21 protein-coding genes and 2 pseudogenes are annotated in these 18,265 nt (G+C 57.9%); 12 read left to right on the forward strand and 11 right to left on the reverse strand.

The features are described from left to right. Nucleotides 1-69: 69 nt before the first annotated feature. The 3 genes from IB279_RS17025 to IB279_RS17035 all read left to right on the forward strand — a co-directional run bounded on the left by IB279_RS17025 (nt 70) and on the right by IB279_RS17035 (nt 1,219). On the forward strand, nt 70-501 hold the full coding sequence (locus IB279_RS17025; protein WP_192339392.1) for a hypothetical protein: 432 nt from the start codon (nt 70-72) through the stop codon (nt 499-501). A gap of 112 nt (nt 502-613) precedes the next feature. Continuing rightward, on the forward strand, nt 614-832 hold the full coding sequence (locus IB279_RS17030) for a hypothetical protein (RefSeq protein WP_060609062.1): 219 nt from the start codon (nt 614-616) through the stop codon (nt 830-832). Nucleotides 833-1,036: 204 nt separating this feature from the next. After that, nucleotides 1,037-1,219: a hypothetical protein gene (locus IB279_RS17035; protein WP_113188992.1), complete on the forward strand. Its 183-nt coding sequence runs from the start codon at nt 1,037-1,039 to the stop codon at nt 1,217-1,219. A 268-nt stretch (nt 1,220-1,487) separates the two neighbouring features. Here the strand turns inward: IB279_RS17035 and IB279_RS17040 are convergent, their stop codons facing one another. From IB279_RS17040 to IB279_RS17060, 5 genes are all read right to left on the reverse strand, one after another. After that, nucleotides 1,488-2,663, reverse strand: coding sequence for a zinc-dependent alcohol dehydrogenase (locus IB279_RS17040; RefSeq protein WP_192339393.1), 1,176 nt, complete (start codon nt 2,661-2,663; stop codon nt 1,488-1,490). 198 nt (nt 2,664-2,861) lie between these two features. Next, the gene (locus IB279_RS17045) at nt 2,862-3,764 is read right to left on the reverse strand and encodes a hypothetical protein (protein WP_192339394.1); all 903 of its coding nucleotides are present in this window, start codon (nt 3,762-3,764) and stop codon (nt 2,862-2,864) included. 378 nt (nt 3,765-4,142) lie between these two features. After that, nucleotides 4,143-4,646, reverse strand: coding sequence for a ferritin-like domain-containing protein (locus IB279_RS17050; RefSeq protein WP_029742835.1), 504 nt, complete (start codon nt 4,644-4,646; stop codon nt 4,143-4,145). 433 nt (nt 4,647-5,079) lie between these two features. Beyond that, nucleotides 5,080-5,367, reverse strand: coding sequence for a hypothetical protein (locus tag IB279_RS17055; protein ID WP_029742834.1), 288 nt, complete (start codon nt 5,365-5,367; stop codon nt 5,080-5,082). Nucleotides 5,368-5,793: 426 nt separating this feature from the next. Further along, nucleotides 5,794-6,453: a DUF6766 family protein gene (locus IB279_RS17060; protein ID WP_029742833.1), complete on the reverse strand. Its 660-nt coding sequence runs from the start codon at nt 6,451-6,453 to the stop codon at nt 5,794-5,796. 514 nt (nt 6,454-6,967) lie between these two features. Here IB279_RS17060 and IB279_RS17065 point away from each other — a divergent pair. Together IB279_RS17065 and IB279_RS17070 are read left to right on the forward strand one after the other, a co-directional pair. Beyond that, nucleotides 6,968-7,219, forward strand: coding sequence for a hypothetical protein (locus IB279_RS17065; protein ID WP_029742831.1), 252 nt, complete (start codon nt 6,968-6,970; stop codon nt 7,217-7,219). 77 nt (nt 7,220-7,296) lie between these two features. Continuing rightward, nucleotides 7,297-7,557 carry a DUF6894 family protein gene (locus IB279_RS17070; protein ID WP_029742830.1) on the forward strand — a complete coding sequence of 87 codons (261 nt, stop codon included), beginning with the start codon at nt 7,297-7,299 and terminating at the stop codon, nt 7,555-7,557. Nucleotides 7,558-7,582: 25 nt separating this feature from the next. On the opposite strand, the gene IB279_RS17075 is transcribed toward IB279_RS17070, so the two are convergent. Beyond that, nucleotides 7,583-8,572: an NAD(P)/FAD-dependent oxidoreductase gene (locus tag IB279_RS17075; RefSeq protein ID WP_192339395.1), complete on the reverse strand. Its 990-nt coding sequence runs from the start codon at nt 8,570-8,572 to the stop codon at nt 7,583-7,585. A gap of 575 nt (nt 8,573-9,147) precedes the next feature. Continuing rightward, entirely contained in the window at nt 9,148-9,357 is a 210-nt protein-coding gene (locus tag IB279_RS17080) for a cold-shock protein (protein WP_029742828.1), read from the reverse strand. 521 nt (nt 9,358-9,878) lie between these two features. On the opposite strand from IB279_RS17080, the gene IB279_RS17085 reads away from it, so the two are divergent. The 3 genes from IB279_RS17085 (at nt 9,879) to IB279_RS38120 (ending at nt 10,917) form a co-directional block, all read left to right on the forward strand. After that, nucleotides 9,879-10,049, forward strand: coding sequence for a hypothetical protein (locus IB279_RS17085; protein ID WP_090300513.1), 171 nt, complete (start codon nt 9,879-9,881; stop codon nt 10,047-10,049). A 35-nt stretch (nt 10,050-10,084) separates the two neighbouring features. Beyond that, nucleotides 10,085-10,291 carry a DUF982 domain-containing protein gene (locus IB279_RS37140; RefSeq protein WP_309142286.1) on the forward strand — a complete coding sequence of 69 codons (207 nt, stop codon included), beginning with the start codon at nt 10,085-10,087 and terminating at the stop codon, nt 10,289-10,291. Nucleotides 10,292-10,659: 368 nt separating this feature from the next. Next, nucleotides 10,660-10,917, forward strand: a complete 258-nt coding sequence (locus tag IB279_RS38120; RefSeq protein ID WP_371590183.1) for a DUF982 domain-containing protein — start codon at nt 10,660-10,662, stop codon at nt 10,915-10,917. Between the two features lie 253 nt (nt 10,918-11,170). Here IB279_RS38120 and serA read toward each other — a convergent pair whose 3' ends face one another. After that, nucleotides 11,171-12,409 carry a phosphoglycerate dehydrogenase gene (gene serA / locus IB279_RS17100; protein ID WP_113188988.1) on the reverse strand — a complete coding sequence of 413 codons (1,239 nt, stop codon included), beginning with the start codon at nt 12,407-12,409 and terminating at the stop codon, nt 11,171-11,173. A 118-nt stretch (nt 12,410-12,527) separates the two neighbouring features. Between serA and IB279_RS38125 the strand changes: the two are divergent. After that, a pseudogene (locus tag IB279_RS38125) lies at nt 12,528-12,731 on the forward strand (integrase); the annotation flags it as partial. Here IB279_RS38125 and IB279_RS38130 read toward each other — a convergent pair. Then, nucleotides 12,685-13,074: pseudogene (locus tag IB279_RS38130) on the reverse strand (hypothetical protein); the annotation flags it as partial. The pseudogenes IB279_RS38125 and IB279_RS38130 sit on opposite strands and share 47 nt — an antisense overlap. Nucleotides 13,075-14,006: 932 nt before the next feature. Between IB279_RS38130 and IB279_RS17110 the strand changes: the two are divergent. The 3 genes from IB279_RS17110 to IB279_RS17120 all read left to right on the forward strand — a co-directional run bounded on the left by IB279_RS17110 (nt 14,007) and on the right by IB279_RS17120 (nt 15,892). Next, a complete protein-coding gene (locus IB279_RS17110; protein ID WP_082566491.1) occupies nt 14,007-14,294 on the forward strand; it encodes a SemiSWEET family sugar transporter in 288 nt (95 codons plus the stop codon). Beyond that, nucleotides 14,278-15,390 (forward strand): exo-alpha-sialidase, encoded by a 1,113-nt coding sequence (locus IB279_RS17115; RefSeq protein WP_192339396.1) that lies wholly within the window; start codon nt 14,278-14,280, stop codon nt 15,388-15,390. Before IB279_RS17110 ends, IB279_RS17115 begins: the two co-directional genes overlap by 17 nt. 268 nt (nt 15,391-15,658) lie before the next feature. Continuing rightward, nucleotides 15,659-15,892: a hypothetical protein gene (locus tag IB279_RS17120; RefSeq protein ID WP_029742822.1), complete on the forward strand. Its 234-nt coding sequence runs from the start codon at nt 15,659-15,661 to the stop codon at nt 15,890-15,892. 568 nt (nt 15,893-16,460) lie between these two features. Here IB279_RS17120 and IB279_RS17125 read toward each other — a convergent pair. Next, nucleotides 16,461-17,273, reverse strand: coding sequence for a formyltetrahydrofolate deformylase (locus IB279_RS17125; RefSeq protein WP_246801986.1), 813 nt, complete (start codon nt 17,271-17,273; stop codon nt 16,461-16,463). Then, entirely contained in the window at nt 17,270-18,163 is an 894-nt protein-coding gene (locus tag IB279_RS17130; RefSeq protein ID WP_246801987.1) for a methylenetetrahydrofolate reductase, read from the reverse strand. The genes IB279_RS17125 and IB279_RS17130 overlap by 4 nt, the downstream gene beginning before the upstream one ends. Nucleotides 18,164-18,265: the final 102 nt, after the last annotated feature.

The raw sequence follows: 18,265 nt of genomic DNA on the forward strand, positions 1-18,265 counted from the left end.
AGTCCCCGTGGGCCGGCAAACCGGATGGTCGAGGCTGCAGAAGAACAATGCGAGCCGCTGTCGGCCGCGGTGACAAGTGCAATCGTCCCGACAATATCGAAAGGCAATCCGGGTAAGACCGACACCAAAACGGGTGCTGGCAGAAACCCAGGCACCCCATCTACCGGTGGCGGCGGCCCCGGCGCTGGCGATCCGGGCCACGGCAATGTTGGCGACCCCGGCACGGGCGATGGTGATGCGGGCCACGGCGGTGGTGGCGACCCCGGCACGGGCGGGGGTGATCCGGACCACGGCGGTGGCGGCGACCCCGGCACGGGCGGGGGTGATCCGGACCACGGCGGTGGCGGCGACCCCGGCACGGGCGGGGGTGATCCGGACCACGGCGGTGGCGGCGACCCCGGCACGGGCGGGAATGATCCGGGCCACGGCGGTGGCGGTGACCCCGGCACTGGTGACGGTCCCGCTCACGGTAGTGGCGATCCCGGTCACGCAGGTGAATGACCAGATTAATCGTGTCCAGCGGGTTACGCGTGAGCTTCGCTCCTATCGATGGGGCGGCCGCTCAGTTCCCCGCCCTCAGAGTAAGGCCAAGCATGACTGAAGGCGACGTCAGATGGACGCCAGCGAAATCCCGTTCTTCGTCTCTGACCTCATCGAAGCAGCATGCGACGTCCCTGCTGTCGGCCACGACAGCTATGTGATTGGCGAAGTTCAGGAGCACTCTTCAACGCAGGAATTGCTGAACCAAACGGAGATCGCGCCACCTGAGGTGGGAGTTGGTGGCCGATCGGCCTATAGAGCTAGTCAGCATTCGCGCCCATCGTGTACTTGACGAGGCAGAATTGAAGGTGAGAAGCCACCTTTTTCGTCGGCCGAGGTTACAAGGTCTGCTTCTGATCCCTCGTTGACACCGGAGCCTTGTGGGCTCGTCAGTCGCCTTTCGGGGCCAGCTTTTTCGCGATCAAATGACATGGAAACCCTCCGTATGCGGAACCCGCCCCTATCCAGGGCCGTTGTACTGGGAAGGAGTATCGCTATGGCAACCAAAGACACGAATGCAAAGCCTGAGCAGGCGAAGCCGGAAGACGTCCATCACCCCGCCGATCGCAAAAAGCACCGCGACGAGGAATCGATCGCGCCGCCAACCGTTCAACCTGCTGACGCCAAGGATACGAGTGAAAAACCGGAAGTGAACCCTGTCACTGGTGTAGCGACCTAAGCTCAGGCCTCTTCTACTTGTCTCGCGCGACCGTTCTGGCATCTTTGTCGTTGCTGTTACGCCGACGACCGCCCTCGGCCCCTTAACGGCTCGACGCCCCTGTTTCCTAGCGCACGCCGTGACCCGTCAAGAATGACGATGGCTTTGCGAGAGCATTTTGTCGCAAATGCCGACAATGTTGATGCTCGGGGTCGTTCTCGTTGCCTGCATTGGTGCGGGCACGGTCGTCTGTGTCCTTTTCCGTTCTCAACGCGTCCGCCGTCATTCGTCAGGCGGTCAGCACAACCTTGATGCAACCATCCCTCTTATCGCGGAAGGTCTCGTAGAGACCGGGACCATCCTCAAGCGTCGCACGGTGCGTGATGATAAAGCCGGGGTCGATTTCGCCCTCTTCGATCCGGCGAAGCAGCTCGAGCGAATAGCGATTGACGTGCGTCTGCCCCGTCCGGATGGTCAGCCCCTTGTTCATGGCCGCGCCGAACGGAATTTTGTCGAGAACGCCCCCGTAGACGCCAGGCACGGAGACGATTCCGCCCGGCCGACACGCCATAATCGCCGCGCGCAGCACGTGGGGTCGGTCGGTTCCCATCAGTGTCGCTGCTTTAACTTTGTCAACGATGGCGTCGAACGAGGCGGTGGCATGAGACTCGGCGCCAACTGCGTCGATGCACTTCTCCGCGCCATGCCCGCCAGTCATTTCCTTGATATAATCGGGAATCGTGCAGTCGATTTCATCGAAATTGATGATTTCGGCGCCAGCCGACTGCGCCAGAGCGAGCCGCTCCGATACATTATCGATGGCAATGACGCGGGCGGCGCCCTGCATGAATGCGCTTTTAATGCAAAACTGGCCGACCGGGCCACATCCCCACACCGCGACAATGTCGCTGGCTTCGATCTCGCAATTCGCAGCTGCCATCCAACCGGTTGGAAAGATGTCGCCGAGAAAGAGAGCCTGCTCATCGGTCATTCCGCCCGGAATGATGATAGGCGAAACATCGGCATAGGAGACGCGGACGTACTCGGCCTGACCGCCGGCGTAAGCGCCGGTTAGATGAGAATAGCCGAACAGACCCGCTGTCGGATAGCCGAATGCCTTCGCCGCGTTCTCGGGGGTGCGATTGCTGCGCTCGCATAGAGACCAGTTGCCTTTGAGACATTGCGGACATTCGCCACAGCAAATCGTAAAGGGCACGACGACCCGATCACCAACTTTGAGCTTCTTGTTGGCGCTCCCGACTTCGACGACCTCGCCCATGAACTCGTGACCCAAGATGTCGCCCTTTTCCATGAATGGGATGTATCCGTCCATAAGATGAAGGTCCGAGCCGCAGATTGCGCAGGCCGTCATCTTGATGATCGCATCGCGGGTGTCCTCGATCTGCGGGTCGGGGACGCTGTCACACCGGATGTCGTTCTTACCATGCCAGCAAAGGGCTTTCATCGTGATCTCCTTTGGATCAGTTGGGTCAGACCTGCCAAGCACCTTGGTCTTCGTCGTGACGACGAGCAGTAGAGCAAGCAGAGCGATAGTGAAATCGCGGCGCCGCCTACACGTCGATCAGCGATGCCGAGGCAACCATTGCCCCGGCAAAAAGGACGTCGAGGAAGAGGTAGAATGCAAAGCTTAGCTAAAGGACCCTCAGGAAAGCGTTTCGAGGTCATCCCGTTGTCGTCCACCAAGGGCGGCTGCGGCACTCGCTATGAATGCTCCGATGATGAGAGATAAGGCGCCGACAAGGGCAAATGTCGCACCCGCCTTTCGGGCAGCGTCAGCAGCTTTCTGAGCGGCGACCTTGGCCTCTTCGATCCGCGCAAGTACCGTATCGACCCGGGTTGTCGCATCGGCCTGCGATAACCCGGTACGTGCCGCGACCAACTGGACCAGATACGTCTTGTCCTCCGGCGACATTTCGCCAGCCGCAGCGCTCGCGACCAGAATTCGGGAAGCTTGCGCTGCTGCGGCTCCATCGCCCTCGGCGCCCGGCGCCGTCAGGCGAGCGGGATCGGTTGGACGGAAAAGGGAGTCGACAAAATAAGACGGCATCCCGTTCGAATCGCCCACCTCAGGACCGCTCGTTGCGCCCGCTGACGCCCCAAGGGCCGCGCCTGACGCGACTGAGGAAACTGCCTTCACCCCCGTTCCGACTGCAGCGGAGGTTGCGGAGCCGAGGACGAACACGACAAGCATCGTTGCTAGCGCCCAGGCCAGAAAGCCATGCGCTGTATCACGGAAAAAGGTCTCGTCGGTATGAAGCCCGACCCATTTGGTGCGCAAGCGCCCGGTCAGATAGCCGCCCAGGCCCGACGAGAGCCATTGGACGATCACCAGCCAGATGGCGCTTGAGACCGCGAAAGTGGTGGCGCTGGCGGATTCCCCAGACCACGGTGATATCAATGTAAGGCCAAGGCCGGAGCCAACGAGCATGAGAATGAGCGTCAATGTAGAGGCCGCGAAGGCACCTGCAATGATCGGCGCCCAGCTGACGGCTGGAACGGATGATTCGGCCGGCGTTGAAACATCGGCAAGCACTGACGGTGCCATGGCAGCCTCCTATCGCATGAAAAGCATCAACAGAATAATGATCGGTATCGGGACACCAAGTAGCCAGAGTAGAATACCGCGACCCATCGACGTACCTCCTTAAGCTAAACGCGGCCCAACCGCTGCTAACCATGAAACCAGATCGTGATTGTTCTGGAGCGGTTACGGTTGAAGAGCGCCATCACCCAAACATTGCCGCATGAAAAGGTTCCATGCCCGTCGGCAAAAAGGGTGATGAGATGCCTCGGTTGCGTGCAGTCTGCAACGGTAGGGGCGTTGTGGTCGTCCGGTCGTGTGCCGTCGCAATGCGCCACCGACCATCCGACGCCGATGCGAAATGAAAAACCAACTATGTGCGCGGCTTTTCGTTGAGGTGGTCTACTCGGCCGCCCGCTTGGACGCCTTCGGGTTTGCCGCAACCTCACCAAGTGCCGTCAACTTCTGATCGGTGGCGATCTCCTCCTGGAGATTAGCGTCGAGGAGCGGGACGGCCGCATCGAGGCCAAGCTGGGCGGCCCACGATTTGAGCGTCCCATAGCGGGCAATTTCATAGTGTTCGACGGCTTGGGCCGACGAAATGAGGCCGGCATCCAGTGCGGCCGTGCCCTTGTATTCTTCCATGATTTCTTCGCCTTCGGCGATGAGCCCTTGGATGGCTTCGCAGGTCTTGCCGCGGGCAGATTTGCCAATCAGTTCGAACACCTGCTCGAGACGCTCGATCTGTCCTTCAGTCTCATCACGATGCTGCAGGAAACCAGCTTTGCCCTCTTCCGACTGGGCGGCGCGGGCCATTTTAGGAAGGGCCTTCACGATTTGCTTTTCGGCAAAGTAGATATCTTTCAGCGTGTCAAGGAAGAGGTCGTTCAATGTCTTCTCAGGCATTTTAGGGTCCGATCATTTTATTGAGAGAGACCTGCCCAACCATCGAGCAGGAAGCACGTTCCGTGGGTCACGAAATAATCACGGGCTGTTGACACTGCCGGCAACGGCACCTCTGTTGCCGCTAGCGCGCGCCACGGTCCGCTCCTAGCCGTCGCTCAACGAGCCATCCCGCATTCCCCCCAGATGCCGTCAACGTTGACGATTTGCTCGTCTCTGGATCATCGCGGCTAACGCAGCGAGTCGACTTTGCGGCAGCTTGACAATGAAAGTATCAATGTCGCGTCCGAAGTTCGACTATGCTTTGTCGCCGTCGAATACCCTTATCGATCACGCCGGCCTCTTCGAGTTCGGAGCGCTCCATGTTTATGCGTGCAAGGGAAATCTGCAGCAGGTCCGGGCCAGTGCTCATCGCCCCCTCCCTGCTGTCGAAGGTTCATCGTTCCCTGAGTAGATTGCCGCGCTGCGTTGTCCGGTTCCGCGGCTTCTTCTTCATCGATGACCCTTTGATAACAATCCTCGATATCCTGGGCGATGCCGTGGGACCATCTGTGCCGCCGTCAGTTTCAATGATCTCAGCCAGTGAGTTCATTACAACACGACCAAGGTGTTGCAGGGCGTCGCGATGATGATCGGCGCCTCCGCCCGCGAACGCCTGGCGCGCATCGTCGATCGCCTGACGCACGGCTTGAAATGATCCGTCAGTATGCAGCTTCGTGTTCACAGCACCGCCTCCTTACGCCCGGCTTGGTGCAACACATGAATCTTTCGCCCGAGCCCAGGAGGTCGGGCGGACGTCTTCCACGACCAAGGTCCTTTCCCCCCACGGAATCGGTCAGAAATTCTGCGCGGGCTGGGCTACCGCGGAATTGCGAGCCCGCGCAGGGGATCGGAACACCGTTATCAGGGCTACCAGGGCGGGTGCGCCGCATGGTTCGGCACACCGCGAGCGCGGCGGCGAGTGAGCGTAGCGCTGCCACTCCACTTGTCGATGAACGACGCGGAAACATTCGACCTGAAAACAGCCAGAGTAGCTGCCATCGCGATGGTCGGCGCAGCAGCGGAACCTGGTTTTTCTCGAGCGCTATCGTGAACGGATTGTCAGCGCTAGGACATCCAAAAGTAAGTTTCCGCCGGCCCTTTTACCGGTCTATGCTCCTGTCTTGGAATGAGGGTCGGAGACCGTCTTCGACTCAGGGGACCCACGAAACCGCAGAAAAATCGATAGGACGACGAGAACTGCAGTCGATAAGAACTCCGATTGCCAATTTTGGAAAGACTCAAACCACAACCTCGCACTGAAGAATTGTTCGCCAATCGAAGGTGCTTGCTGCCCATGCAGCATGGCCTCAACCGCCTGCGCAGAAGCGCTCTCCCTCACGTGCATTAGAAAGCTGAGTACGAAGAGGAGAAACAATGTCCAACCGAGGGAATAGGAGTAGAGCGAACTTGCCATGCCGCCCATTCTTACGGGCAGCGGTGCTTCGGCGTTGTCTTGGTCGTCCGCAGGGTTGCTATTCTGGGATGACGGCTCGTCGGGATCTTTTGACTCTGCTGAGCCGCGTTGGAACAGGAACGCCGTAAGCACCACATAGGCACTCATCTGCAAAAACTCGGACTCCCAATTCTCGAACAAGGCGGAAAGGAAATGACCGCTTATAAGGTAAGCTGGCAGCGTTACCATTTGCCCCCCGTGTTCGGCCAATTCGTCGTTATAGACGTGGAGTCCGGTAAAGAGCATGCCCACCACCGTGCCCAACGAGGCCAGCAGCAATACGATCGTCAGGCCGTTGTCGCGCAGTATTTTCATTCAGATCTCCACAATTAGCTAGGGATCAGACCATGCCCCCAGTCACGCCTGCCGGTGGGTTTCTCCTTTCGTGCCATTAACGAAGGCCGCTCACACATGGCTGGACGTGCGCCTCGTTGTGAGCCAAGGCCTCAGGTTGGAAACTCTTGGAAGAGGAGTACCCCTGCCACCTCGATCTTAACGCTGCGGCCCCCCTTGCTGGCCACCCTGGTCGTTGCCTTGGTCACCCTGGCGACTCTGCTGGCCGCCGCCCTGCGGAGCAGCTTGGTTGCGTTGATCCTGCCATTGGATACTCCTTTGTAGGTGTGGCCTTCCAAACCCGGGCACCTCCAATCGGTTCCTCAAACACAAGGTTATTTTCCAGAGAGCGTCGACAGAGAAGACAGCAAGCGCCTAGCCCTACAAGCGCGGCAACGTCGCCCTTCGGGGCCTCAACACCCCGTCCGCACGTGGCATGAGGAACTTTTCTCGCCGTTCGCGACTGGATGCCCAAAACAAATTAGGAGGCACGTCGTTGGATTTCGAAGCAATAGGGCGCTCGCGCTTACTGATACAATTGCCCACGTATCGTCCCCAGATCGAGCTTTTGCGCGTTCCCGAGCTGAAAGATCTCCTGCGCGCGTACGGATTTGCGGCTCATCAGCGCGACCAGGTGCGGGCAGTTGAAGGCCGGAATTCCAGTCATGTGGCCGAACTCGACTCCGATTGCGCGCGGATCGAGGTCGATGTCACCCGATTGCTTAAGAACGTGGTCACGACACGCTAGGCGCCATCCCTCCGGTTCTGAGGTTGAAGCGACTGCGCGGCAGCCCGTGTATCGATATGACAGTAGGAGAACATCACATGCCAAATTTCTACTTCAGGACAACTGATCAGGAAGGGTTCAGCGCCGAAGATCGGGCGTTCGAATTCGCAGATGAACAGGCGGCGATCAAAGAGGCAAAGGTCACCCTGGCGGAGATGGCGGCTGACGGCCTTCCGCAGGACCCAATTTCTATGATCAGCATCCAGGTTCTCGATCAGCATCATGCCCTGCTGGTGGAGCTGAGATTGGTTCTCGAAGTCATTCCGAACACAACTAAGGTGACTGCTGCAGATCGATAGATCGCCTCAAGCGTATGCAGTGGAACTATCGAAGCAACAAATGATACGCCGGGCGGCCCAACTGCATCTGAGACCGTCCGGCCTCTTTTACCGCCCGCAACACTTGCTCGCACAGATCGTTTCGGATGGCAGTGGCGGCAACCCCCGCTTGCCCCATTGCGCGACTGATTTGGTCCAACCCCTGTACAACGTCGCCCGCCGCGTACAAGCCGCTCACCGTCGTCCTTTGATGGGCATCGACGGACACGCATCCTTCACGTGATAGCCGAGCGCCCAGTCGCGATGCCAAATCCGACCGCACGTCCGAGCCCAACGCTGGATAGACCGAAGCGAAGAAGAGACGATGGTCTGGTGTGTTTATGACGAGAAGATCGCCCGCGATTTCGATGGAACTCACGGGACCGCGCTCCAGCTTGACGCCGGTCTCCTGAAGTTCAGAAATCTGCGTCTCATTCAAATGAGGCTTATCCTCGCACGAGATAATGGTGAGGTGGCGCGTATAGCTTCTCAAGAAAATCGCCTCTTGGAACGCTCTCGTCCCAACCCCTATAACGCCTACGGTTTTATCCGTAACCTCGAACCCATCGCAAACCGGACAGTACCGCAGAAGCCCCCGGGCTAGCGCGTCATCATGAACGGCCGCCGGCATCTGCGGTCGCCGATTGATGACCCCGGTCGCCAGAAGCACCGTCTTCGCCCTCCAATGACCAATCGCGGACATCGCCTCGATCAGCGAACCTCTCTTGCGCAGCTCCGTAATCTGACAATACCTCACATAGGCCCCGTATCGCTCCGCTTGCGTTCGCATACGAGCCAACAACTCTTCGCCACTCACACCGTTTGGGAAGCCCGCATGATTGTGGGACACGGGAATACTGGCGGCGCGGCTTGCTTGATCGTCGAACACCAAAACGGAGAGGTGGTAGCGTGCCAAATATATAGCAGCGGTAAGGCCCGCTGGCCCACCGCCAACGACGATGCAGTCATAGATTCGTCCATTCGAGGACTGGTTCATGGGCAGATCCCAGCAGGAATTGCGGCCTAATAGGGTTCAACTGTCTAAGAGAGCAACGGTTCCCTCTGAGCGCCAATGCACCCTCTATGGCTTGGTGCGCGATCCTCTTTTCCGGCGGGGCCTTGCTGATTTATGGGTGAAACGCACGCGTCACGTAATGATGCGCGTCCCCGAAGCTAGCAAGCTACCCAGCTGCCCTCTTCCGACGAAAACGCTGAATTTCTACTGAAAGTTTGATCGCTAATACGCGCCGAACGGCGTGAGAACGGGGCATGTACAAAAGTGGATTTCTAATCCGTGCGGATTAATGAACATTCGAGGCTCTTTTTCGTTGCAATCTCGCATCGGTTGCGAGCCAGGCATCCAGCACTTCTTACGCGGAGAACAGTTCGAGAACATCGCTCATATAGACGAGCCCCATTTTCCCCCCAGTTTCTAGGGTCAGCCGAAAACGCGGAACGGGGCAACAAACAGACCACGTTGCCAATAAAAAAGGCCGGGCAAAACCCGACCTTCTACACACGCCTCAGCGGCACTGCCAGTACATCCGTGGTCAGTGGCCAGAAGCGAATTTTTTAGGCAGCTGCGAGGTTGTCGGCTGCGTTCTTGCCAGAGCGTGCGTCCCGAACGATGTCAAAGGTGACCTTTTGGCCCTCGACAAGCGAACGGAGACCGGCTCGTTCGACAGCAGATGCGTGAACGAATACGTCCGTCCCGCCGTTCTCGAGTTCGATAAAGCCGAAGCCCTTAGCGCTATTGAAAAACTTTACGGTTCCAGTGTTCATGACAATTCCTTTCAAAATCATAATTGAAGACCCCGACCGACCGTGTGACAGCCAAGGCAGATAGATCGATTTTGAGAGGGAAGGTCGGCTTGAACGCGAAAGGCGAGAAAACAAAGCTCAACAAGCAAATATCGATACCTGTGTATTTATAGACCGAATGTGTCGCTAGCAAGTCGATGGGGACTTTATCTTCGCATTGCGCACAGGCAGTCGCTTATTCGAGCGGCGCACGGACCACCCCCCATCGGATGCCGCGGTCTGGCATTTGCTGCATGATGCGCTCGGCAGATCGCTAGCGGAAGAAGTTCCTGCCGAGTGTCAGCCTCGACTTGGATGAAGAAACCAGCGTCAGTGCGCCATTTCGTGTAGGTCGGCGACAGCCGGCGCTTCGCGCCCCAGCCGTCGTATAGGCCCCAGACCGACAGGTATGGGAGGTGAAGCTTGATCATGCTGGCACCTTGACCGAAAGATCGGAACAATCCCAACGCGAGATAAGTTGCCCTCCTAAACAGGAGTCCATCATGATGCCTACCGAACCGATCCCGAGGCCGCCCCAACCTGATTTCCCGCCGCACATGCCCCCGGACGTGCCACAGCCACCGATCGAGGAACCGGAGCCCGACATCCTTCCTGACGAAGTTCCCAACCCGAACCCGGATGAGAACGATACGCCACCGAAGCTCAACGCCTGACGGCGGGGGAGCAAGCACAAAGAAAAGGAACAGCCGTGGTTGAGAGCTGCGCGCAGATAGTCTGGACACCGAACAAGGCCACGGTCCTGCTTGGTGAAAACTGGCCTGCCGCCTCGGGCGTCGCTTACTTCGACGCCGTTGATAAATGCAGCGACGCGATGGTTGGTACCTACCCATGGGAACAAGCCCGAGTAGCGTTCATCGCGGCGATCGCCGAGGCCAAGGTTACAAGATTGCGCTGAATTGACTCTCGTCATGCTGCACACCCGCTTTTCGAGGGAGTCCAGAGACCGATTGCACCGGTCACAGGCGAGGGATCACCGCCAGCTTTTGCAGCTCCACGCCATTATCGGCCCTGGTCATGCTGTTCTTGCTGCGGAAGATCTGAGTTCGCGCTCGGCGAGTTCGTCCGTGAGGAGTGCGATCTCGTTCACGCGGTCCGCCTCTTAAAATTTCATCGAAAAAACACGGAACCACCTGCGCACAATTTGCATTCATAGCCCCGGTGAGACAGGAATTCGAAATGCTTGCTGCGACCTGGGATAGCACCCTTGTAATTTTGCTTCCGGGAATGTCCCGTGCGATAGAGATCAAAGACGCTCGAAACGCCATGTTCGTCCTGGCCGAGAGATGGCCGGTGACCTACGGCCCGGCCTTTCAGCGCGCCCTCGCCTTCTGCGCTCGCGCAACCGAAGGAAAATGCTCTCCAACGCGGGCTAGACTGGCTCTCCTTGCCGCAGCTCGTGAGGCCAAAGTGGCTGTTGTTGAACAAAACGATCATTTCGGGGGAGTCGGTCATCGGCGCGTCCTCCAGACTTCCTGCGGGGCGGTGCCTTCCGCTGCCATCTGCTCAAACGCAGCGGCCTGACGTGCCTCATGCTCTGCCAATCCACTCTTCCGTCAAACCATCAATGGGTGCGTATTTTTGGGCGAATGCTCGCGAGCCCGGCCAGCATACGTTGGCCATGTGCGCGTTAGCTCGACCCTCCCTTGTCGCATTCGGTAGTCTGCCCAGGCAAAAACGCTCGGGCCCTTGGAATCGAGCATTCTAAGCATTGGACGTCTTCACTTGTACGCGAAAACACCCTTATTGCCCCGCAACAGATCGGCCCTAACAGCTGTCAGTAGACTAATCGCGTTCGTATCGTTCCAGGAATTTCGCGTAGCGCCTGAAGAATTTCGTCGGCATTTTCGGAAATTCCATCGGCCTCGACCACCACATAGCCCGTGTCGCCAAGCGTCTGAAGGAACTCAGCGACGATGTTCAGCCCGCGCGATGAGAAGATCTCGTTGAGCTGGATGAGCATGCCGGGGCGGTTTTCATGCACGTGAATGAAACGCGTGCCGTTCGGGCGCTCGGGCAGTTGCACTTGCGGAAAGTTGACGGCACCCATTGTTGAGCCGATGTCGGAATACTCGACCAGCTTCCTTGAAACTTCTCCGCCGATGCGTTCTTGGGCTTCCTCAGTGGAGCCGCCGATATGCGGCGTCAGAATGACGTTGCTCAAACCTTGCAACGGCGTCTCAAAACTCTCCTTGTTCGATGCCGGCTCCTTAGGGAACACGTCCACCGCGGCACCCGCCAGATGCCCGTCGTTAAGGACTTTCGCAAGCGCATCGAGATCGACCACCGTCCCGCGAGAATTGTTAATGAAGATGGCGCCCTTCTTCATGCGGCGCAATTCGGTTTCAGTGATCATGTTATGCGTCGAGGGTGTTTCGGGAACGTGCATTGTCACATAATCAGAGATCTCGAGAAGGTCGCCGAGCGAGGCCATCGACTCCGAATTGCCCCGGCGCAGCCGATCTGAAAGATCGAAGTAGCGCACGACCATGCCCATGCTTTCGGCAAGCGCGCTGAGTTGCGATCCGATATTGCCGTAGCCGACAATTCCAAGCGTTTTGCCGCGGACCTCCCGGCTGCCGACAGCGGACTTCTCCCACCCACCTTGATGCGCCGAAGCCGAGCGCGGAAAGATCTGCCGTGTCAGCATAATAATTTCGCCGATCACAAGCTCGGCCACCGATCGCGTGTTTGAATAAGGTGCATTGAACACCGGAATGCCGCGCCGCCGCGCAGCATCCAGATCGACTTGGTTCGTACCGACGGAAAAACAGCCGACGGCGATCAATTTCTTGGCGGATTCGAAAATCTCGTCCGTCAACTGCGTGCGGGAACGAATGCCGATGATATGAGCGTCGGCGATGTGGCGCTTAAGATCCTGGTCGTCGAGCGCCTTCGGTAAATGAACGAGGTTGGTGTAGCCGGACGAAGAAAAGTAGTCCACAGCGGTCTGGCTAATACCTTCTAGGAGAAGCACGGAAATTCGCTCGCGTGGGAGAGAAAGTTGGCGGGTCATAAATGTTGCTCCGATGTCCGGAAGGTCGAAGTGGCTTCAGCGTCTTTGAAGATTTAAGCGGCCGGACAGGCAAATATCAACACACTGATACGGCAAAAAAACTCAAGGTACTGCGGCGCTTGCTAAGGCCTGCACCGGTGAAGGACCGGGGTTCCGTAGCATCGACCGACGGGCGCTCACGCCCCGGTCGGTCCATCTAATCCCGAAATGCCGGTGCAAGCAGGCCTGCCCCCGACCCAACGTGGTTCTCGGCTCACGGATTGAGATCGGGTATATTACTGAGGCTGCCCGCCCCGGCATGCCCCTCCCCGAAGCGATCCGGCCCATTGCGAGCAATTGCAGGCACTGTGTCTCTCGTCGCGAGAGTTTGCGAATACGGCTGAGCCTTCGAAAACCGACCGCCTCAAACACAGTTTCATGGAGATGGCTTGCAAGGACCTACATTTCGTGAATGAAAGAAGTTCGCAATGTGTCCATTGCTGTCTGGGAAGGCGCCAAGTCACGGAAAAAGGCTGCGTTCGCCATTTGGCCCACGGATGGGAATGGTCAAGCCATAAGAACCTATGCCATGGGTGCGGACGGATCTGACCGGTGCTCGAAAAAGACCAGTCCACGGGCAGGAGCCCCCACCGGATAATGTCGAGGACCGGATCTACGTCAAAGTAGCCCGGTTCGAGATAGGTCGTAACCCAGGCCTCTGGATAGGTGGTGCAATAATACGGGTACGAATGAGAAGCTCCTCCGGCTCAGACAAGAAGCGTCATGTGAGACACGCCGTATCGCCCGCAAAGCTTACTCAAAGCGGGCGAGAGGTGTCCTGATACTTCGCAGCCCCTAGCGTCCTCAACGACAGGGACAGTATGCGATGGTCGACCCTCAGACGAGCGCTTCGAAATTCGGACACGACGTCCCCCGCCTTGGCACCGGGGTTAGATCCTAACGGCAGAATATCGCAGCTCGAATTGTAGGAATCGACAGTGTGCGACGCGCGAAACACCGTTCGCGGGGTTGGGCGCAACACAGCAATAGGGAACTTCCTTCGGGCAATGGGAATTTCGAGAAGCCTATGTGCCCTTTTTATCCAAAGTCTCGGCCGACAGGGACCAACCGTTCCGGTAGCAGTACCCCGCTCCGTCAGGGGATGACACAATTAATCGGCTATCGCGAAGGCCTCACCGATCGCGGGATCCGTAGGGGACTGAAATTATTCGCGTATTCTCAAACCATAAAAACGCATTAGCAAACAACCTGTTAATGGCATAACGCGGATTACGAAACTGCAACATTTGCTGGGTGTGCGACACCCTGGCTGGCTTCCCCGTCGCAGACTAACCGCATGCCGCGCTCGATGGCCTCTCGAAGAAAGTGCAGAGGATCTTGAAGTCGGTGCGAGCAGTGCATTCTGGCTGCGGCAGGAAACAATATCGATCGGCGGACATGGCACGCGAAGTATTTCCAGCCTTTCGCTAGCTCACCGCGACCAAGGCCGGTCCTATGCGAGGAACATTTCGCAAGGCTCTCTGTTCGGTCTGCTCACAGTCACAGCGGCTGCGGCGGTGCCCGGCTAGAATCCTGGTCGCACGTTTATGGAGAACACTTGGAAGCAACGCTGCTCATCGGCTATCTCGCCTCAATTTGCTCAGTGGGTAGCTTCGTTCCGCAGGCATGGAAGGTCGTAAAAACAGGCGATACCTCGGCGCTCTCTGCCCGGATGTACGTTCTCACCGTTACCGGTTTTGCCCTGTGGACTGTCTTTGGTGTCCTCAAAGGAGAGTGGCCGATAATTATCGCCAATGCGATTTGCTTTTGCCTTTCAGCATTCATCCTTTTGCGGAAGCTTGGAGGCTGCGAGCGCGGGAATAGAAGAGATGACCGCAAGGTTTGAAGCGATTCATACCGTCGTATATCGGAGACTCGGCGCATTCGCGGGATGGCCCGCGAATTACGGCGTGTGGGCGTGGGGAGACGAGATTGTCTGCGTCTTCGCCACAGGCCGTCTAGGGAGGGAAAGCGAAAACCTTCATCTCGAAGATCAGCATCACGCGTTCACTCCGGTTCAGGCGAGAAGCCTCGATGGCGGCCTGACTTGGCAGGCAGAACCATTCTGTGGGAGCGTACCGGGTGCGCGCAGTCTTTCCGCGGACGAACATGTCACGAAGGACTTGGAAGCAGGACCCAATGTTTACCCGGCGTTTGATCTCATTACTCTCCCCACCCCGATCGACTTTGCCGATGGCGAGCAAGTCGTCATGGCAGCCCGCACCGGGATATCGGGGCGATCAGTGAGCTGGTTTTACGTCAGCAAGGACCGTGCTCGCTCGTGGAATGGGCCTTTTAGGTTCGAAGGGTTGAAGTCTCACGAAGAGGCGCTCTCTGCGCGTACCGACATCATAACGCTGGGCCGACACGACGCTTTGTTTATGCTCACCGCGCCGAAAGCCGATGGGACAGAAGGTCGTATCCTTTGCGCCCGCACGCAGGACGGAGGATTGAGTTTTTCCTCGGAAGGATTCGTCTGGGATGAACAGACGGGGTACGCCATCATGCCGTCGTCGACGCGCCTCGCAGACGGCACGATTTACACAGTCGTTCGTCGTAGGGCCCATGATCGGTTCTGGCTGGAGGCATATCGGTCAGCGGATCTGGGGCGGACTTGGTCCTGTGTCGGTACGCCTGTCCGGAATACGGGGATCATGGGCAATCCGCCTGCGCTTGTCGCTCTGCCCGACGAAAGATTGGTGCTGCTCTACGGTTTTCGAGATCCACCCTTCGGACTAAGCGCTGTCGTCAGCCGCGATAGGGGCGGAACATGGTCCGAACCGGCGGTTCTCCGCGATGATGGTGACGATGCGGACCTAGGTTATCCATGCGCCTTGGTTAGACAGGACGGCAAGATTATTGTTGTATACTACTTCAACGATCGAGATGGCCCGGAGCGCTTCATCGCAGCTTCTATCCTAGAAGCACCAACCTTAAGTTGAGCCTCAATCCATTTGGGCACCCGTCGGACTGGCATGAATGGGAATTCAGACGGAGGTCGCACACGTCGTGCGACTTTGTGACATTACCGCATCGGCCCGATCAGGACACGTCGTGCTTGGCTTTGCTGAAAGGGAGGTCCAGCCAAAGCGAAATCGAAACGAAAAGGAAATCCCCATGCGATATTTTGTCAGGATGGCCCTTGCGGTAGGCCTCCGGGAACTTTCGAGCCGAATCTAGCTTTAGGGCTGGGAAGGCTGGAGGTGAACCATGGCGAACTTCAACAACATTCCCGTCGCAGATTTCGCCTACCGACTTGAGGCGATGACAAAGGACGAAGTCTTTTCGGTCATGACTGATCTGGAGGCTGCGAGTGAACGTGTCGAAGGCGCGGAACGCGACGAGGTGTTGGCGCGCATTGTAATAACCGAAGAAGAAATTGAAAAGCGATTTCCGGGTCAGTTGCTCGCGCCATATCGCGAGTGGAAGAGACGCAACCGGTGAGATGGATGCACGGGTAAGGAGCGCCTGACAAGGAGTTTGGACACACAGCCAGGCGATGACGGCGCTCGGTCTTTCCAGCCCGCGTGGATCGATGAAACCTGGCTCGCAATCATCAATACCGGGTGTGATCGCTTTGCATAAGAGGCCTCTCAACTTCGCAAACCTTTCCCGAACGTGGCCCGAGGAACCTATTGGCTTGGCAGCCGTTGATTCGCGGAAAGGAAGGTGACATGAACCAGATTATCTATCTCGTCGGCCTCGTCGTTGTTGTGATCGCAATTCTAGCCTTTTTCGGGATCGGTTAGATTGATTCACAGGGACCCCAGGTGCGAGCCAATGACTTCACGAAACGTCGTCTGGCCATTGTCTCGGCAAGAATGCTCCGCTGACGGATCAGCGATTCTGGTGCCCTGCCTTCCGTAGCTCTGCGGCGCGAAAGTTCTCGGCGCAAACGGCAAAGCGTTGGACGCCCTGCTTGCGGCATTGCAGCCATATGTGGGCGGACCTGCCAACCTGGCCAAGGAACTGGCGCCGAACTTCCTCATTTCGCCGGAGCTTCTCCATGCCCCTACACAGGGACCGCTGAACACCATCTCCTGGCCGGCCCGTGACCTGAGCCCGATCGCCAAGGCTGGCCAACCAGCGGGTTGGCGCCATGTGCTTGATGGCATGCCCCCGGCCTATCTCTCCCAGCCCGATCGCAACTATTGGCATTCCTATCCCAGGCCAGACCTTCTCTATGTTGCTCATGGGCCTGGTGATAAGGACGAGCACCCTTGAAGCTGGGCAGAAATGAGTGATGGATGTTGATGACCTTGCCGAACAATCGGCCGGCAAGATCCTCGGAAAAGACTTGCATGTAGCGCGCCAGAACCACCAGGTCGGCTCCCGTTTCTTGAACGATCGCGAAGATGCGGTCCTCTTGCTGTTTTTTGTTTTCCCGGTTGATCGGCAATAAATGGTAGGGAATGTCCGTCCAAGCGGCCGTTTCGCGACTGTCGTCGTGATTGGAAATAACGGCCACGACCTCGGCATCGAGCCAGCCGACGCGGATCTGGTAAAGAAGATGCAGGAACGCATGGTCGAACCGGGAGACCATGATGACAATCTTCGGCGCCTTTCGACAGTCGAGCAGCCGCCCTTGCGTCTCAAACTGTCCAAGGACGGGTGCGAGACCGCGTTCGATCAGATCAGCCGAAGCGTCGCCAGATGGTGTAAACGCGATCCGCATGAAGAAGCGGTTGGTGGCGCGATCCCAATACTGGCTGCTTTCAACGATGTTGGTTTCGAGGACGTGAAGCTGCGAGGTTACTGCAGCCACGATCCCTGGCCGGTCATCGCACGTCAGAGTGAGAACGAAGGGCTGCGCAACGTTGGTCATCGCACGCGCGCCTGCACTTGACTGGCCTCCCGATAATCCCCGAGCCAGGTAAGCGTCTTCTCCCATCCGCCGAACGGAAAGAAATGGAGGTGCAGGGGTGTGACCGGATCAGGATAGGCCAATGAAACCGCACCGATCACATCGGCCGGATTGCGGTCCGCGACGATATTGAGAAGACCGCTGGCCGAGCGCCTTAGAGCTGCGATCGAGGGGCCCACGCCGCACATCGCGGCAAAGCGGATCAATTTTGTCAAACTGGTGACGCCGGCCAGCCCAACGTGAACGGGAACCTCAGGAAAATCACCGTGCAATCGCTTTGCCCAGGCGCCGATCATCGCTCCGTCGAACGCGAACTGCGAAACGATGCGAGGTTCGAGCGACCGACGTGCGCAAATCTCAAGCTTGCGCTTAAGCGCATCCTTGAGCCGAGCCTCGGGAATGTTTGGATGTCCTTCCGGATAGCCGGCTACAAAGGCAGTACGTATCGAACTATCCGACAGCACCGGATGGGCGAGGAGTTCGGCAGATTCGCCGAGCGGCCCGGGAAAAAGCGCGGGGTTGCCGCCAAGGAACAAGACCTCGTCGATCCCATTGCGGCTATGCGCCTCAACAAGGTTGACGTAGTCCCTTTCCGTCTTGAAATTGCGGGCTGCAATATGCGGCACGGCAACATAGCCCAACTCCGTGACGCGCGCCGCCGCCTCGACCTGCAGTGCTTCGGGCTTACCTGCAAGATGCGTCAGAAAAACCCTTGAACCCAAGGGAAGCGTATCGGCTCGCGGCGCGAAATTGCGAACCTGCTCTGGCGCGAGTTCGATCGATATGGTTGTGGCGGCGCCGTCTACCGGATGAACCCGTGTATCAGTGCGTGCTTCAGCTAGATTTGTCATCGCCTCACCCGGATTTTCAGACAGGCAGATCCGTTGGCCGCAGCGAGGGCAGCGACCATGGTCTGCGGAACATCGATGGGAGAGCCCGACCGCTTTGGCAGC

It is taken from the genome of Ensifer sp. ENS06 (assembly GCF_014852205.1).
GTDB classification, from domain to species: domain Bacteria; phylum Pseudomonadota; class Alphaproteobacteria; order Rhizobiales; family Rhizobiaceae; genus Ensifer; species Ensifer adhaerens.

What these genes read in the sequence shown, in the direction of transcription:
- IB279_RS17030 (WP_060609062.1), top strand. Translation starts at nt 614, where the DNA reads ATGGACGCCAGCGAAATCCCGTTCTTCGTCTCTGACCTCATCGAAGCA.
- IB279_RS17035 (WP_113188992.1), top strand. Translation starts at nt 1,037, where the DNA reads ATGGCAACCAAAGACACGAATGCAAAGCCTGAGCAGGCGAAGCCGGAA.
- IB279_RS17040 (WP_192339393.1), bottom strand. Translation starts at nt 2,663, where the DNA reads ATGAAAGCCCTTTGCTGGCATGGTAAGAACGACATCCGGTGTGACAGC.
- IB279_RS17045 (WP_192339394.1), bottom strand. Translation starts at nt 3,764, where the DNA reads ATGGCACCGTCAGTGCTTGCCGATGTTTCAACGCCGGCCGAATCATCC.
- IB279_RS17050 (WP_029742835.1), bottom strand. Translation starts at nt 4,646, where the DNA reads ATGCCTGAGAAGACATTGAACGACCTCTTCCTTGACACGCTGAAAGAT.
- IB279_RS17060 (WP_029742833.1), bottom strand. Translation starts at nt 6,453, where the DNA reads ATGAAAATACTGCGCGACAACGGCCTGACGATCGTATTGCTGCTGGCC.
- IB279_RS17070 (WP_029742830.1), top strand. Translation starts at nt 7,297, where the DNA reads ATGCCAAATTTCTACTTCAGGACAACTGATCAGGAAGGGTTCAGCGCC.
- IB279_RS17075 (WP_192339395.1), bottom strand. Translation starts at nt 8,572, where the DNA reads ATGAACCAGTCCTCGAATGGACGAATCTATGACTGCATCGTCGTTGGC.
- IB279_RS17080 (WP_029742828.1), bottom strand. Translation starts at nt 9,357, where the DNA reads ATGAACACTGGAACCGTAAAGTTTTTCAATAGCGCTAAGGGCTTCGGC.
- IB279_RS17085 (WP_090300513.1), top strand. Translation starts at nt 9,879, where the DNA reads ATGATGCCTACCGAACCGATCCCGAGGCCGCCCCAACCTGATTTCCCG.
- IB279_RS38120 (WP_371590183.1), top strand. Translation starts at nt 10,660, where the DNA reads ATGTTCGTCCTGGCCGAGAGATGGCCGGTGACCTACGGCCCGGCCTTT.
- serA (WP_113188988.1), bottom strand. Translation starts at nt 12,409, where the DNA reads ATGACCCGCCAACTTTCTCTCCCACGCGAGCGAATTTCCGTGCTTCTC.
- IB279_RS17115 (WP_192339396.1), top strand. Translation starts at nt 14,278, where the DNA reads ATGACCGCAAGGTTTGAAGCGATTCATACCGTCGTATATCGGAGACTC.
- IB279_RS17120 (WP_029742822.1), top strand. Translation starts at nt 15,659, where the DNA reads ATGGCGAACTTCAACAACATTCCCGTCGCAGATTTCGCCTACCGACTT.
- IB279_RS17125 (WP_246801986.1), bottom strand. Translation starts at nt 17,273, where the DNA reads ATGACCAACGTTGCGCAGCCCTTCGTTCTCACTCTGACGTGCGATGAC.
- IB279_RS17130 (WP_246801987.1), bottom strand. Translation starts at nt 18,163, where the DNA reads ATGACAAATCTAGCTGAAGCACGCACTGATACACGGGTTCATCCGGTA.